This window comes from Bifidobacterium sp. ESL0827 (assembly GCF_052606685.1).
On the sequence record NZ_CP199597.1, the window covers coordinates 1,667,069 to 1,680,706 of the forward strand.

The window sequence follows — 13,638 nt, forward strand, 5'->3', positions numbered from 1 at the left end:
TGATATCAGCTTCGAAGCCTTCGCGGCTTCTAACTTCTTGTAGCAATGATCAGTTTGTTCTCATGCGAAGCGTTCTCTAAACGCTTTCCAGGATTCCACCAGATCGAAATGTCCCAAATCCCTCAACCAGCGTATCTGCATCCCATCCATTTCAGAAAGAACGAGTTGGGCTATGCGAGCTGGGTCATCGTACCCATCATGCTTTGCTGCCCTAGCAAAAAGACTGGTAGCCCATCGTTCTCGATTCTGGAAGTAGGCATAGGCTGGATGCTCCGAGTTGAGCGACTCCCCCTGCATGATGGTGTACAGACGTACTATCTCAGGCTGCTTCGAGTTCTTCTGCACAGCAGCCAAGCAGAGATCCCATAGTCCGAATTCTGTAGGATCGGCCCATAGCCGATCCAACCCAATGTGTAACTCCGATGCCATATTGTGCAGGTCAATATCGTCCCTGCGCGATAGTACGGCTACCAGTAGTTTTTCCTTGTTTTTGAAGTGATAAAGAATGGCAGGCTCAGTCAGATTGCAGGCTTCGGCTACTTGACGCACTGTAAAGCCCCAGAAGCCATTCTTTCCTATGATGTGTGTTGCAGCGTCAAGTATTTGTTCCTTGCGTTCCTCGACAGTAAAGCTTGCTTTCTTTGAGCTTTCACTATATTGATAATCACTCGGAAGAGGCACTCCAGTGCTGCTTATTTTTGAATCCGCGCCCACGAGATTATCTACTCCCCCTACTGTCAATTCACTTTATCGCCATTATAGAAAAGGCGAGAAGCAATCGCGCTTCTCGCCCTCAACTAATTATAAAGAAGAAATTCAGAGCACCGCGATATCCAGAGGAACGCCCGGGCCCATGGTGGTGGTGACGGTGGCCTTGGTGATGTAGCGGCCCTTGACCGTGGCCGGCTTCAGACGCTTGATCTCCTCGTCAACCGCGTGGAAGTTCTCCTCCAGAGCCTGCTGTTCGAAGGAGACCTTGCCCACGGGGAAGCTCAGGTTGCCGTTCTTGTCCACACGGAACTCGATACGTCCAGCCTTGATCTCGGTGACCGCCTTGGCCACATCCATGGTCACGGTGCCGGTCTTGGGGTTGGGCATGAGGCCACGGGGACCCAGCACGCGGCCCAGACGGCCAACCTTGCCCATCATATCGGGGGTGGCCACCACGGCATCGAAGTCCAGGTAGCCGCCGGCGACCTTGGTCACCAGCTCGTCGTCGCCCACCTCGTCGGCTCCGGCCTCGGCAGCTGCAGTCGCCTGAGGGCCACGGGCAAAGACCAGGACGCGCACGGTCTTGCCGGTACCGTTGGGCAGGCTGACGGTGCCGCGGACCAGCTGGTCGGCCTTGCGGGGATCGACGTTCAGGCGGTAGACGGCCTCCACGGTCTCGTCAAACCCGCGCTTGGGCATGCTCTTGAGCAGGGCGATGCCCTCCTCGGGGGTGTACAGGTTGGTGCGATCGACCTTCTCGGCCGCCTCGCGATACTTCTTGGAACGCTTGGTCATCTGCTTCTCCTATCAGCAGTCGCGGTGCGGGCAAGCGTATGCCCTACCGCTCACAACAAAAATTTCAGTCGGTGACGGTGATGCCCATGGAACGGGCGGTGCCTTCGATGATCTTCATCCCGGCCTCGACGTCACGGGCCGACAGATCCTCCATCTTGGTCTGGGCGATCTCGCGGACCTGGGCCTTGGTGACGGATCCCACCTTGGTGGTCAGCGGGTTGCCGGCACCTTTGGAGACGCCGGCCGCCTTGCGCAGCAAGTCGGCTGCCGGCGGGGTCTTGGTGATGAATGTGAAGGAACGATCCTCGTAGACAGTGATGATGCAGGGAATGACCTGGCCCATCTTGTCCTTGGTGGCATCGTTGTACTGCTTGCAGAAGTCCATGATGTTCACGCCATGAGAACCCAGTGCGGGGCCCAGCGGGGGCGCGGGGTTGGCCTTGCCGGCCTCTATCTGCACCTTGATCAGCGCGGTGACTTTCTTCTTTGCAGCCATATGCTGGTTCTTCTTTCTACGAAGCGGTGATGTCGGAGACCATAGGTCCCCTCCCGCAACCTGTTCTTTCCAAATGCGCTCCACAAGGGAGCACAAGCTTGACGATTATCTCATCGACCGAGGACCGGCCAACAGCGCTCAGACGATCTTTTCAACCTGGTCGAAGCCCAGCTCCACAGGGGTGTCCCTGCCAAAGATGGAGACCAGAACGGTCAACTTCTGCGTGGTGGGCTCGACATCAGAGACCACGGCGGCCATGGTGGCGAAGGGTCCTTCAGTTACGGTGACCTGATCGCCGACGGCGTAGGAGACCTCCACGGTGCGCTTCTTGGCAGCCTCGGGTTTGTCTCCAGCGGCCTTCAGGGCCTCGGAAGCAATCATGGGGGCCATCATCTGGACGACCTCCTTGCGGGTCAGCGGAGCCGGCTCCTTGCTGGGACCGACGAACCCGGTGACGCCCTCGGTGTCGCGGATGATGCGGCGGGCGTTCTCATCTGGCCACATGCGAATCAGCACATAGCCGGGCACACGCACGCGGGTGACGACCTTCTTGCCCTTGTCGGTGTGCTTTTCGACCTCCTCCATGGGAATCTCCACCTGGAAGACCTTGTCCTCCAAGCCGAAGGAAGCCACGCGGGACTCCACGTTGGCCTTGACGCGCTTCTCGTAGCCGGAGTAAGTGTGCAGAACGTACCACTTGCCCTCAAGAGTGCGCAGCTTCTTGGAGAACTCGTCCACGGCACGCTGACCCGGATCCTCCTGGTCGGTCTGGTCGTCGGAATCGGAAGAATCTACCTGGGTGTCCTTGGCCTGCTCAACCTGCTCCGAAGAGGTTCCGAGCTGCTGATCCTGGACCTGGGCATCCTCCTGCGCGGGGGCGTCGACGGATGCCGACGGGACCGACTCAGTTGCCTGATCGGGGTCCAGTCCCTCTCTGGTCAGATCATCACTCATGGATCACTCCACCTTCTACCTTGTCACGGCTCAGCCGAATATCAGGAGGGCTAGTTTGCCCAGTCCGAAGTCCATCGCAGTCACGAAAATCATCAGCAACAGCACAAAGATGAAGACGGCCACGGACCAGCCCACCAGTTCCTTGCCCGTGGGGGTCACGACCTTGCGAATCTCATCGATGACCTGCTTGATGAAGAGCCCGATACGCATGAAGAAGTTCAGCTTGGCTTCCTCAGCCCCATCCTTCTGTGCCATGGTCATCCATCCTTCGTTTGTTCTGCATCATCTGCTGCAAGCCTTGGCAGGGAAGGCGGGACTCGAACCCACAACCTACGGTTTTGGAGACCGTTGCGCTACCAATTGCGCCACTTCCCTATCGGAACTTCCCACCAGCCTACTCGACAGGGAGGAAAAACCGCCAAATGGCAAGTCTAGCCTAAAGGATGGATTGCGTCCAACCGTGTTGCCACCATAGCATTTCGCTCAGGAGCCGGATCAGGCGCTGATCCAGTCCCCAAGGCGCCGCATGCCCTCGGCCAGGTCGTCATCGGCCAGCGCATAGGAGAAGCGTAGGCAGCCGGGCGCGCCGAAGGCCTCGCCTGGCACGGCCGCCACCTGGATCTGCTCCAGGATGACCTCGGCCAGCTCACCCGAGGTGGCACAGACCGTACCTTGTGGACCCACTGGCTGATTCAGCAGGCCAGTCACATCGGCAAAGGCGTAGAAGGCACCCAGGGGTTCAGGGCAGGTCACACCCTGCATGGCGTTCAAAGCATCCACGATGGCCCGCCGACGCAGGGCGAAGGCCGACCGCATGGCCTCCACGTCCTCCAAACCGCCGGTCAGGGCCGCCAGGGCCGCCTGCTGGGAGACGTTGGCCACGTTGGAGGTCATATGTCCCTGAAGCTTGGCGGCCGCCTTGGCCACCGGCAGGGGGGCAATCAGCCAGCCCACCCGCCAGCCGGTCATGGCATAGGTCTTGGCCACACCGTTGACCACAATCAGCTGATCGCGCACCTGGGGCACCAGAGCGCCCGGATAAGGGGTGTGCGCTCCCTGGTAGGTCAAATGCTCGTAGATCTCGTCGCTGATCACCCAGATCTGGTGCTCCACAGCCCAACGGCCCACGGCTGCCACCAGGTCGTCGTCCCAGACCGTCCCGGTTGGGTTGGCGGGCACGTTGAGAATGATGGCGCGCGTGCGCTCGGTCCGGGCCGCCTCCAGCTGCTCCAGGCTGGGGATATAGCCCTGGTCGGCTCCGCTGAGCACCGGGACCGGCCGGCCGCCGGCCAGCAGAACCATCTGTGGATAACTGGTCCAGTAGGGTGCGGGGATGATGACCTCATCGCCAGGATTCAACAGGATCTGGAAAGTCTCATAGACGGCCTGCTTGCCACCGTTGGTAACCACCACCTGATCCGGGTCGATCTGGTAACCCGAGTCGCGCAGGGTCTTGTCGGCGATGGCCTGTTTAAGTTGGGGCAGGCCCGCCGTGGGCGTATAGCGATGGTTGCTCGGATCCAGGCAGGCTCGGGCCGCTGCCTGCACGATGTGGTCAGGCGTGGGAAAGTTGGGTTCGCCGGCACCGAAGCTGATCACATTCATGCCCTGGGCCTTCATGGCCTTGGCTTTCGAATCCACGGCCAGAGTGGCACTGGGGGCCACCGCGTCTATGCGTCTGCTCAGGGTCTGCCATTGCGCCATAGTCATGTTGTCATGCTACCGCCCGCCACCCCCAGGGCTGCGCTCAGACCAGGACCAGAGAGTCCCGATGCACCAGCGGGTGGGCATAGTGAGCGCCCAGTCGGCGGCGGAGCTCCTTGGTGGTTAGGCCCAGCATGTCCTGAGCCTCCTCGGAATCGTAGCCGGACAGACCCTTGGCCACCTGGTGACCGGACTCATCATGAATCCAGACCGGATCCCCGGCCGAGAACTCGCCCTGGACCGATCTGGCACCAGCTGCCAGCAGGCTGGCCCGACCACCGCGCAGAGCTTTGACGGCCCCCTGATCCACCAGATAACCGCCCCTGGGACGGGATGCAAACTTGATCCAGAGCCGGTGCGAGGAGCCCCGCGGACGGATGGGGGCGAAGAGGGTGCCCACCCGGTCGCCGGCCAGGGCAGGACCTGCAAGATCGGCGCGGGTCAAGACCACGGGCATGCCGGAGGCCGCAGCAATCCGCGCCGCCTCCAGCTTGGTGGACATGCCCCCGGTTCCCAGCCCGGAAACAGACCCCTGGGCATCCACCTGGTCCATAATGGCCGCCACGTCCGGCACGAAGCCGATTCTGCGGGCCCCTGGCTGGGACGGAGGTTCGGTGTAGAGGGCATCCACATCAGTGAGCAGGACCAGGGCATCGGCGCTGACAATGTTGGCGATCAGGGCCGAAAGATGGTCGTTGTCGCCGAAACGGATCTCGTTGCTGGCCAGGGCATCGTTCTCATTGACGATGGGGATGACCCCCAGATCCAACAGACGGCAGAGGGTGCGCCGGGCGTTGCGGTACTGGACAGCATGGGTGGTGTCACGAGCGGTGATCAGGATCTGGCCAACCCGTAGGCCATAACGGGCGAAGGCGGTCTCGTACTGTGCCATGAGCAGACCCTGGCCCACTGAGGCCGTAGCTTGCTGGGTGGCCACGTCACCGGGGCGTTCGTTGAATCCCAGGGTGCCAAAACCAGCTGCGATGGCCCCGGAGGTGACGAGGACCAGGCGAGCGCCATTCACGGCAGCCGAGGCCAGGGCGCCCACCAGCGAACGCAGACGGCCAAGGTCCAAGTGCCCATGGGGATCGGTCAGGGAGCTGGATCCTACCTTGACCACCATGGTACGGGCCTGAGCCACCCTGGAGCGGATCTCAGCCTCATCAGATCCTTCCCGTTCGGTCATTGTCCAGCCTCCTCCGAACTGGCGGTGTCCGTATCCCCGTGCCCCAGCAGGCCCCGCCTGTCGTGGGGATCGTCGTCCACGGAGGGGTCTGCCCAGTGTCCCTGCCGCCGCTCCTGCTCCATGACCTGTCGCACCGCCTGCCGGGCATCCATCATCTGATGATACTGGCGGCGGCGTTCGCTGTTAGTGCGGCGACGGTTGAGCCCCTGGCTCTCCTCCAGGCGCAGGTCACGACCCCGAGCCACCTGAGGGGTGCCATCCAGCATTTCGGCGCCGGCCGCCACACTCGGATCCCAGTCGAAGGCCACTGCATCGTCGCCAGGACCGATGCGGACCTCGTCCCCAGGTCTGGCTCCGGCTTTGCGCAGGGCATCTTCTACGCCCATCCGGGCCAGGCAGTCAGCCAGATAGCCCACGGCCTCCTCGTTGTCGAAGTTGGTCTGGCGAACCCAGCGCTCGGGCTTGGCTCCGCAGACCCTGAACCAGGTCTGTCCGGACCTGGTCTGATGCCGCTCAAGGGTGAAGTCCCCGGACTGGTCGCCGTTCCTGCGCCGCCGCTCCAGGGGGCGGATGACCACGCGTTCCTCCTGCCTGGCCTCTTCCTGCTGACGCAGCTGCCCGCGCAGGCGGTGCACCAGACCGGCCAAGTAGTAGCCCAATTCCTTAAGCCCCTGATGCGAGGCTGTGGAAACCACAAAGACCTTGAGACCCAAAGCCTCGAAGTCAGGCCTAACAAATTCGGCCAGTTCGCGGGCCTCCGGCAGGTCAGCCTTGTTGAGGATGATCACCCTGGGCCGCTCGGCCATGGGGATGACTCCCAGCGGAAGCTCCAGGCGGTCGGCATAGTGGGAGAGCTCCTCCTCCAGGGCCCGGTAGTCGCTCATGGGGTCCCGATCAGGCTCCAAGGTGGCACAATCGATGACGTGGGCGATAATCTCGGTACGCTCGATGTGCCGCAGAAACTCCAGCCCAAGACCCTTGCCTTGGGAGGCTCCTGGAATCAGCCCTGGCACATCGGCCATAGTAAAGCGGCTTTCCCCTGCCTGGACCACGCCCAGGTTGGGCACCAGGGTAGTGAATGGATAGTCGGCGATCTTGGGCCGGGCCGCGCTCATGGCCGCCACCAGACTGGATTTGCCCGCGCTAGGGAAACCCACCAGGGCCACGTCGGCGATGGATTTGAGCTCCAGCACCAGGTCGCGCTCCTGCCCGGGATCCCCTAGCAACGCGAAGCCAGGAGCCCGCCTGGCCTTGGTGGCCAGGGAGCGGTTGCCCAGACCGCCCACGCCGCCTTGGGCTGCAACGAACCGGTCTCCCACGTGGGCCAGGTCGGCCAGTCGCTCACCAGGCTGCTTGCGCTCGCCTTGGCCTCCTTTGGCGGTGAAGACCACGGTGCCCACCGGCACCGGCAGAATCAGATCCTGGCCACGGCTGCCGTCCTTGTCGCCGCCCAGACCCATGGTGCCTGATTCGGCCTGGCGGTGCGGCAGGAAGCGGTAGTCCAGCAGGCTGGTGGCGTTGGCATCGGCCTGAAGAATGACCGAGCCGCCCTGGCCGCCGTCGCCTCCATCAGGCCCGGCCAGGGGCTTGTACTTCTCGCGGCGGATGGAGGACGCTCCATTGCCGCCGTCGCCACCCTTGACATGGACGGTGACCTGATCCACAAATGCGCTCATAGGGGCCCATGGTACTCAATCCGGCCTGACATGCCGCCCCTGAGAGCTGAATGCTCTGCATCTTCATACATATGCAAAAAGGCCACCCCTATGACAGGGATGGCCTTTGGCCCATGCCGATAAGGGGCAATCAGGCGGTAAGCACGTCAACGACCTTACGGTCACGCCGGTTGGCGAACCGAACCGTTCCGTCCGTCAGGGCGAAGAGGGTGTGGTCCTTGCCCAGGCCGACGTTCTGGCCAGGATGGAACTTGGTGCCACGCTGGCGAACGATGATGTTGCCGGCCACTACGGCCTCGCCGCCGAACTTCTTGACGCCCAGGTACTGTGCATTCGAATCGCGCCCGTTGCGTGAGCTGGACGCACCCTTCTTATGTGCCATGTCTGGTTCCTTTCCTACCTCGACCTAGGCCCTCAGGCGATGGCCGTGATCTTGACCACGGTCTGCTTCTGGCGGTGGCCCTTGCGGCGCGCCACGCCGGTCTTGTTCTTGAACTTCTGGATGTTGATCTTGGGGCCCTTGGCCTCGTCGTCCACGACCTCGCCCTTGACGGAGATCTTGGCCAGATCCTTGGCTGCCATGGTCACCTTGGATCCATCGACGACCAGCGCGACCGGAAACTCGACCGACTCGCCCTTCCTGGCAGCCAGACGGTTGACCGTGATCTGGTCACCGACCTCGACCTTCTCCTGATGGCCTCCGGCCTTCACAATCGCGTACATAGCCCTACCTTGCCTGTTGTCCAAAGCTGTATGCGCCCGGCATCCGGGTCTCGCCATGCGATTGACGGACCCGTCCAGACACCAGCTAACCAGTATAGAAGCAAACACACCGCGTCGTCAAATGTGCCTGCTCCGCCGACAAAACGAATTCAGTTTATGACTCCTTGGCGACATCCGCCGTCTCAGCCTGGACATCATCCTCGTCCGACGCCGCCTGGGCCGCCGCAGCGATCCTGGCCAGCTTGGCCTTGACTGCAGGAGTCGAGCCTGTGGACAAGGTCTCCTTGGAAGAGGAGCCATGCCCATGCTTGTTGGTCTTGACGAAGGGGTCGCCGCCCTTGACCGCGTATGGATCGGCATAGGAGGCGGAGATGGTCGGCTTGTCGTGAAGGATGAAGCCCCGGCCATGGCAGGTGGGACACTCCTCGGAGAAGGCCTCGACCAGACCCTGGCCAACCCGTTTGCGGGTCATCTGCACCAGACCCAGGGAGGTGACCTCGGCCACCTGATGCTTGGTGCGGTCCCGGGCCAGGCACTCGACCAAGCGGCGCAGAACCAGGTCGCGATTGGCCGGCATGACCATATCCACGTAGTCGATCATGATCATGCCGCCGATGTCACGCAGGCGCAGCTGGCGGGCGATCTCCTCGGAAGCCTCCAGGTTGCAACGGGTCACCGTCTCCTCCAGGGACTTGCCCTTGCCGATGAAGCGGCCCGTGTTCACGTCGATGGTGGTCATAGCCTCGGTGCGGTCGATGACCAGGGAGCCGCCGGAGGGCAGGTAGACCTGGCGCTCCATGCCCTTGCGCAGTTGGCTGTCGATGCTCCAGCGATCGAAAACATCCTTGCCCTGGTGCTCGGCCGGGTCCCAGTGCTCAAGTTTCTCCTCCAGGTCGGGGGCCATGGTCTCCAGGTAGTTGCGGACCCTCTGGTAGACCCCCTCGCCCTGGACCACCAGCTTGGCGAAGTCGTCGTTGAAGATGTCTCGAACCACACGGATAGCCACGTCCGGCTCGCCCTGCAGAAGCTTGGGACGCTTGCCGTGCAGGAACTCCTTGCGCTTGTCCTCGATCTTGCCCCACTGACGCTGCAGGTTCTCCAGGTCCTTGGTCAGGGCCTCCTCGCTGGCCCCCTCTGCCGCGGTGCGAATGATGACGCCCATGTCCTTGGGGGCCACCTTGGAGACGATGCTCTTGAGACGGGAACGCTCGCGGTCGGGCAGCTTGCGGCTGACGCCGGTCATGCCGCCCGAGGGCACCAGGACCAGGAAGCGGCCGGCCAGCGTGACCTGCGAGGTCAACCGTGCACCCTTGTGGCCGATGGGGTCCTTGGTGACCTGGACCAGCACAGGGTCGCCGGATTTGAAGGCCAGCTCGATCCGGCGGGGCTGGCCCTCCAGACGGGTGGAATCCCAGTTGACCTCGCCGGCGTATAGCACGCCGTTGCGGGCCTGGCCGATGTCCACGAAGGCGGCCTCCATGCTGGGCAGGACGTTCTGAACCCGGCCCAGGTAGATGTTGCCTACAGTGGAGACCTCCTGGATGTCGGAGACGTAGTGCTCGACCAGGATATCGTCCTCGATGACCGAGATCTGGGTGTGGTGCTCCTTTTCGCGCACCACCATCAGACGGTTGACGTTTTCGCGGCGGGCCAGGAAGTCCTGCTCGACCAGCTGGGACTGACGAGAGCGCTCGCGGCGGTTGTCCCGCCGACGCTGCTTTTTGGCCTCCAAGCGGGTGGAGCCCTCCACGTCGGTGATCTCGTCAATATATTGCTGTTTGCGCGAACGGCGGGTATTGGGCTCCTCTGACTCGCCCTCAGCGGACTTGGAGCCTCTGCGACGGCGACGGCGACGAGTCAGCGGGGCCTCGTCCTCGTCATCCTTGTCCTTCTCCTGCTCGTGCCCGCGGCGGCGACGAGTGGAAACGGACTTGTCAGAGCCCTCATCATCGCTCTTGGCACGGCGGCGGCGACGAGTGCGAGTGCCGGACTCATCCTGGTCCTCGTCCTGTTCCTGGTCCTCGTCAACCACGAAGGTTATGCCCTCGTGATCCAGATCCTCCTCGATGCGCTCCACCTCGTCGGCGGCCCTGCGCTCCTCGGCATTGAGTCTGCGGGAACGGCGTGAACCGCCCTCCGATGCGCTCCTGGATTTGCTTCGGCGGGAGGGCTTGGATGACTGTTCGGCATCCTCGTCCTCCTCATCCCGTTCGTCGCGCTCATTCTGCTCAGGCCTGGAGACGGGTATAACGGGCTCTTGGAAGAGCAACGACGTCATAGGACGGGGACGGGCGGTGCGGGCGGCACGCGGACGCTCATCCTGCTCCTCAGCCTTCCGGCCTGTCCTCTGGCTGAGCCCCGAGGTCAGAGCCTCCACAGCCTCAAGTGCACGTTCCTGACGGTCTTGATCAGGTTCGCTCTCCTGGGCATGCTCCTCGGTGCGTTGGCGGGCAGTAGTACGGCTGCGACGACGAGTCGTCGCCTTGCTTGGCGTGGACTCGCTCCCTTCCTCCTGGGCATCTTGCCTGGAGTGGTCCTGCGCGCTCTGATCGGCAGCCTGATTCTCCTTGGACTTGCGAGTGCGACGGCGACGGGTGGCGGAGGGCTTGGACTCGTTGTCCTCCTCCTTGGCCTTGCGGGAGGTCTTGCGCTTCTCGGCCTCGACCTTCACAGGCACGTCGGCACCGGCCGCCCCGGCCACCCTGACCACACGCCGTCCAGAGCGGCGACGAGTGCCGGAACTTGCAGTCTCTTCAACCTGCCGCCCCTGCCCATCACTGATGGCGGACCGATTATCTTTGGTATCCTCATTCGTATTTTCGGGCACAATGCTCCTTGCGGCACGCCGCCTCGTGCCGCTCTCACGGTCCCGATCCGTCCTCACGCTGCACTCTCACTGCAACCGCGCACCTGCGTACGCCCGATCGAAACGCCTTGGCAAAAAGTCTTCCTGACGCAGGCGGACACCGACGCCCGCACGGATCACTGGGTCTCCGTCCGGGGGGATCAACGCCTACGCTGCAAGTGGTCAGGCAGAACCACCGTCATCTAGTATGTCACAGTTCAGCGGCCATCAGGTCCATTGAGCCACTCGACCAGTATTGCTTCCAGCCGGACCAGGTCATCCAGGGGCACCTGTTCATCGGCCTTATGGGCCAGCAGGGGGTCCCCCGCGCCCAGATTGACGGCTGGTAGGCCAAGGGCTGAAAACCGCGCCACATCGGTCCACCCCAGCTTGGCGCGAGGCTGCTGGCCCGTGGTCTGGACAACCAGGTCCGCCAGTGAACGCGCCCAGGGCGAACCCAGACCCGGACGGGCAGCTGGCGATTCGTCACACATGCGCACTGAGAACCCCTGGAAGACCCCGCCGCGGGCCATATGCTCGCCATTGCCCAGCTCAGCGCCTGTCCCTTGGCCCATCATCAACTCCTTGGCCTGGGCCAGACTCTTGTCGGGGGCGAACCGGTAGTTGACATGCACCCGGCAGCGGTCGGGAATGACGTTGGTGCCCAGGCCGCCCTCGATCATGGTGGCGTTGAGCCCCTCCCGATAGTCCAGGCCGTCAACCCGCACCGTGGCCGGACGGTACTGCTCCAGCCGATCCAGAATGGGCGCGGCCGCGTGGATGGCGTTGCTACCCATCCAGGCCCGGGCGGAGTGGGCCGCCGTGCCGTGGGTGATCAGATCGAAGCGCATGGTTCCATTGCAGCCGGCCTCGATGGTGCAGTCGGTTGGCTCGCCGATGATGGCGAAATCACCTTGCACCCAGTCGGGGTGGGCGGCCACCACCCGGCCCAGCCCGTTCAGGTCGGCCTGGACCTCCTCATGGTCGTAGAAGACGAAGGTCAGGTCATAGACCGGCTCCTGCAGGGTGAGCGCCAGGTGAAGAAAGACAGCATCCGAGGCCTTCATGTCGGCGGAGCCCCTGCCATACAGCACCCAGGATCCAGGGTGGGCGGCGGCCAGGTCGACGCGGATGTCCGGGTCGCCGGGCTCCAGCCAGCGCGGGGGGAGGTTCCCATCCACGGGCACGGTGTCCAGATGACCGGCAAGGACGATGCGGTGGGGACGGCCCAGCTGGGTGGAGGCCACGACCGTATCTCCCAACCGTTGGACCAAGAGGTCGGCTCGTGAGGACAGGGCCCTCTGGACGGCATCAGCCAGGGCGCCCTCCTGGCCGCTGACCGAAGGCAGGGCGGTCATGGACTCCAGTATCCTTGCCAAGGCCTGGGCAGGTTCAACCCCCCGGGTGCCGGAGAGAAGATCAATATCCGTCTGTGTGTTCTTGGCCATAGTGCCATGCTAGCGGGCCGGGAATCGCAGATGGACCTGCAGCCGCAAGCATGAGGTCCTGGTGGCACAATGGGGGCGACGGAAGCGGTGGTACTCCGCCTGGGAGGCCGCCGTCCACCATGCGAGACGAGGAGGATGCCGGAGTGCCTGGACTGCTCAGCGCCATGGAGGGGTTCTTCATCATCGGCGTGGTCATCGCCGTAGGCTATGTGGCCGCCCGCTTCCATGTAGGCGGTCCCACAGCCCAGCTGGTACTGAACAAGTACTCGTTCTTTGTGTCAACACCCTGCCTGATGTTCGCCATCCTCTCCAAGCAGAAGCTGTCAGTCATCTTCCACCCCAGCATCATCGTGGCCTTCCTGTCGGCCGCGGCCGTGGGTCTGCTTTTCGTGGCCCTGAATGCGACCAGCTTCCACCTGTCGGCCGCCGAAGCCACCATCGGCGCTCTCGACTCCCTGTATTTGAACTCCAATAACATCGGGTTGCCTGTAGCAACTTATATTCTGGGCAATCCCACACTGGTGGCCCCTATCCTGGTCATGCAACAGGCCCTCTTCACCCCAATCGGGCTGACCGTTCTGGACGCGACCACCTCTGGCAAGCTTTCGGTCAAGACCATCCTCAAACAGCCTCTGAAGCAGCCGATCCTCATCGGCTCCATAAGCGGCATAGTGATATCGGCCATCAGCGCCCAGGCCGGCCATTTCGTCATCCCTGACTTCGTCTACAAGCCCATCGACATGATTGGGCAGTCGGCCGTTCCCATGATCCTCATGGCCTTCGGCATGTCCCTGCGGGGTTCGCGACCCATGGGCCGGGGCACTGACCGTCGTGCCACCCTGTGCGCGGTGATCCTGAAGAATCTGATCATGCCCATAATCGCCTACCTACTGGCCCGGTTCATGATGGGCTTCAGCGGGGCTGAGCTGTACGGGTGCGTGGTTCTGGCGGCCCTGCCCACCGGCCAGAACGTCTACAACTACGCCGCCCGGTACGAGGTGGGAACCACCTTCGCCAGGGACGGCATCCTGTTGAGCACGATCACCTCGCCCGTGATCATCGCTCTGGTTGCTCTGCTCCTGAGCTGATGCGCCCAGGCA

The 13,638-nt window shown here is 62.9% G+C and carries 13 protein-coding genes and 1 tRNA gene; 1 reads left to right on the top strand and 13 read right to left on the bottom strand.

Annotation, left to right across the window (positions count from 1 at the left end; genetic code table 11):
• Positions 1 to 60 precede the first annotated feature (60 nt).
• The 13 genes from ACUIAI_RS06720 to dapE form a co-directional block, all read right to left on the bottom strand.
• The gene (locus tag ACUIAI_RS06720; protein WP_445341933.1) at positions 61 to 714 is read right to left on the bottom strand and encodes a TetR/AcrR family transcriptional regulator; all 654 of its coding nucleotides are present in this window, start codon (positions 712 to 714) and stop codon (positions 61 to 63) included.
• 102 nt (positions 715 to 816) lie between these two features.
• On the bottom strand, positions 817 to 1,506 hold the full coding sequence (rplA, locus tag ACUIAI_RS06725) for a 50S ribosomal protein L1 (RefSeq protein ID WP_015022450.1): 690 nt from the start codon (positions 1,504 to 1,506) through the stop codon (positions 817 to 819).
• Positions 1,507 to 1,570: 64 nt separating this feature from the next.
• A complete protein-coding gene (gene rplK, locus ACUIAI_RS06730; protein WP_015022451.1) occupies positions 1,571 to 2,002 on the bottom strand; it encodes a 50S ribosomal protein L11 in 432 nt (143 codons plus the stop codon).
• A gap of 138 nt (positions 2,003 to 2,140) precedes the next feature.
• Complete coding sequence (gene nusG, locus ACUIAI_RS06735) at positions 2,141 to 2,956, bottom strand: transcription termination/antitermination protein NusG (RefSeq protein ID WP_445341934.1); 816 nt, start codon at positions 2,954 to 2,956, stop codon at positions 2,141 to 2,143.
• Positions 2,957 to 2,986: 30 nt separating this feature from the next.
• Entirely contained in the window at positions 2,987 to 3,211 is a 225-nt protein-coding gene (gene secE, locus ACUIAI_RS06740) for a preprotein translocase subunit SecE (RefSeq protein ID WP_445341935.1), read from the bottom strand.
• Between the two features lie 44 nt (positions 3,212 to 3,255).
• Positions 3,256 to 3,331 (bottom strand) — tRNA-Trp (locus tag ACUIAI_RS06745).
• 120 nt (positions 3,332 to 3,451) lie between these two features.
• Positions 3,452 to 4,660 (bottom strand): pyridoxal phosphate-dependent aminotransferase, encoded by a 1,209-nt coding sequence (locus ACUIAI_RS06750; protein WP_445342835.1) that lies wholly within the window; start codon positions 4,658 to 4,660, stop codon positions 3,452 to 3,454.
• Between the two features lie 43 nt (positions 4,661 to 4,703).
• Complete coding sequence (gene proB / locus ACUIAI_RS06755; protein ID WP_445341936.1) at positions 4,704 to 5,846, bottom strand: glutamate 5-kinase; 1,143 nt, start codon at positions 5,844 to 5,846, stop codon at positions 4,704 to 4,706.
• Positions 5,843 to 7,522, bottom strand: coding sequence for a GTPase ObgE (gene obgE / locus ACUIAI_RS06760; RefSeq protein ID WP_254478261.1), 1,680 nt, complete (start codon positions 7,520 to 7,522; stop codon positions 5,843 to 5,845). Before obgE ends, proB begins: the two co-directional genes overlap by 4 nt.
• 130 nt (positions 7,523 to 7,652) lie before the next feature.
• Positions 7,653 to 7,904, bottom strand: a complete 252-nt coding sequence (rpmA, locus tag ACUIAI_RS06765) for a 50S ribosomal protein L27 (RefSeq protein ID WP_015022457.1) — start codon at positions 7,902 to 7,904, stop codon at positions 7,653 to 7,655.
• 32 nt (positions 7,905 to 7,936) lie between these two features.
• On the bottom strand, positions 7,937 to 8,245 hold the full coding sequence (rplU, locus tag ACUIAI_RS06770) for a 50S ribosomal protein L21 (RefSeq protein WP_024626855.1): 309 nt from the start codon (positions 8,243 to 8,245) through the stop codon (positions 7,937 to 7,939).
• A 154-nt stretch (positions 8,246 to 8,399) separates the two neighbouring features.
• On the bottom strand, positions 8,400 to 11,072 hold the full coding sequence (locus tag ACUIAI_RS06775) for an Rne/Rng family ribonuclease (protein ID WP_445341937.1): 2,673 nt from the start codon (positions 11,070 to 11,072) through the stop codon (positions 8,400 to 8,402).
• 236 nt (positions 11,073 to 11,308) lie between these two features.
• On the bottom strand, positions 11,309 to 12,538 hold the full coding sequence (gene dapE, locus ACUIAI_RS06780) for a succinyl-diaminopimelate desuccinylase (RefSeq protein ID WP_445341938.1): 1,230 nt from the start codon (positions 12,536 to 12,538) through the stop codon (positions 11,309 to 11,311).
• Between the two features lie 143 nt (positions 12,539 to 12,681).
• On the opposite strand from dapE, the gene ACUIAI_RS06785 reads away from it, so the two are divergent.
• Positions 12,682 to 13,626 (top strand): AEC family transporter, encoded by a 945-nt coding sequence (locus ACUIAI_RS06785; RefSeq protein WP_445342836.1) that lies wholly within the window; start codon positions 12,682 to 12,684, stop codon positions 13,624 to 13,626.
• Positions 13,627 to 13,638: the final 12 nt, after the last annotated feature.

Coding starts and splice junctions, on each gene's coding strand:
- rplA (WP_015022450.1), bottom strand. CDS start 1,506: ATGACCAAGCGTTCCAAGAAGTATCGCGAGGCGGCCGAGAAGGTCGAT.
- rplK (WP_015022451.1), bottom strand. CDS start 2,002: ATGGCTGCAAAGAAGAAAGTCACCGCGCTGATCAAGGTGCAGATAGAG.
- nusG (WP_445341934.1), bottom strand. CDS start 2,956: ATGAGTGATGATCTGACCAGAGAGGGACTGGACCCCGATCAGGCAACT.
- secE (WP_445341935.1), bottom strand. CDS start 3,211: ATGGCACAGAAGGATGGGGCTGAGGAAGCCAAGCTGAACTTCTTCATG.
- ACUIAI_RS06750 (WP_445342835.1), bottom strand. CDS start 4,660: ATGGCGCAATGGCAGACCCTGAGCAGACGCATAGACGCGGTGGCCCCC.
- proB (WP_445341936.1), bottom strand. CDS start 5,846: ATGACCGAACGGGAAGGATCTGATGAGGCTGAGATCCGCTCCAGGGTG.
- obgE (WP_254478261.1), bottom strand. CDS start 7,522: ATGAGCGCATTTGTGGATCAGGTCACCGTCCATGTCAAGGGTGGCGAC.
- rpmA (WP_015022457.1), bottom strand. CDS start 7,904: ATGGCACATAAGAAGGGTGCGTCCAGCTCACGCAACGGGCGCGATTCG.
- rplU (WP_024626855.1), bottom strand. CDS start 8,245: ATGTACGCGATTGTGAAGGCCGGAGGCCATCAGGAGAAGGTCGAGGTC.
- dapE (WP_445341938.1), bottom strand. CDS start 12,538: ATGGCCAAGAACACACAGACGGATATTGATCTTCTCTCCGGCACCCGG.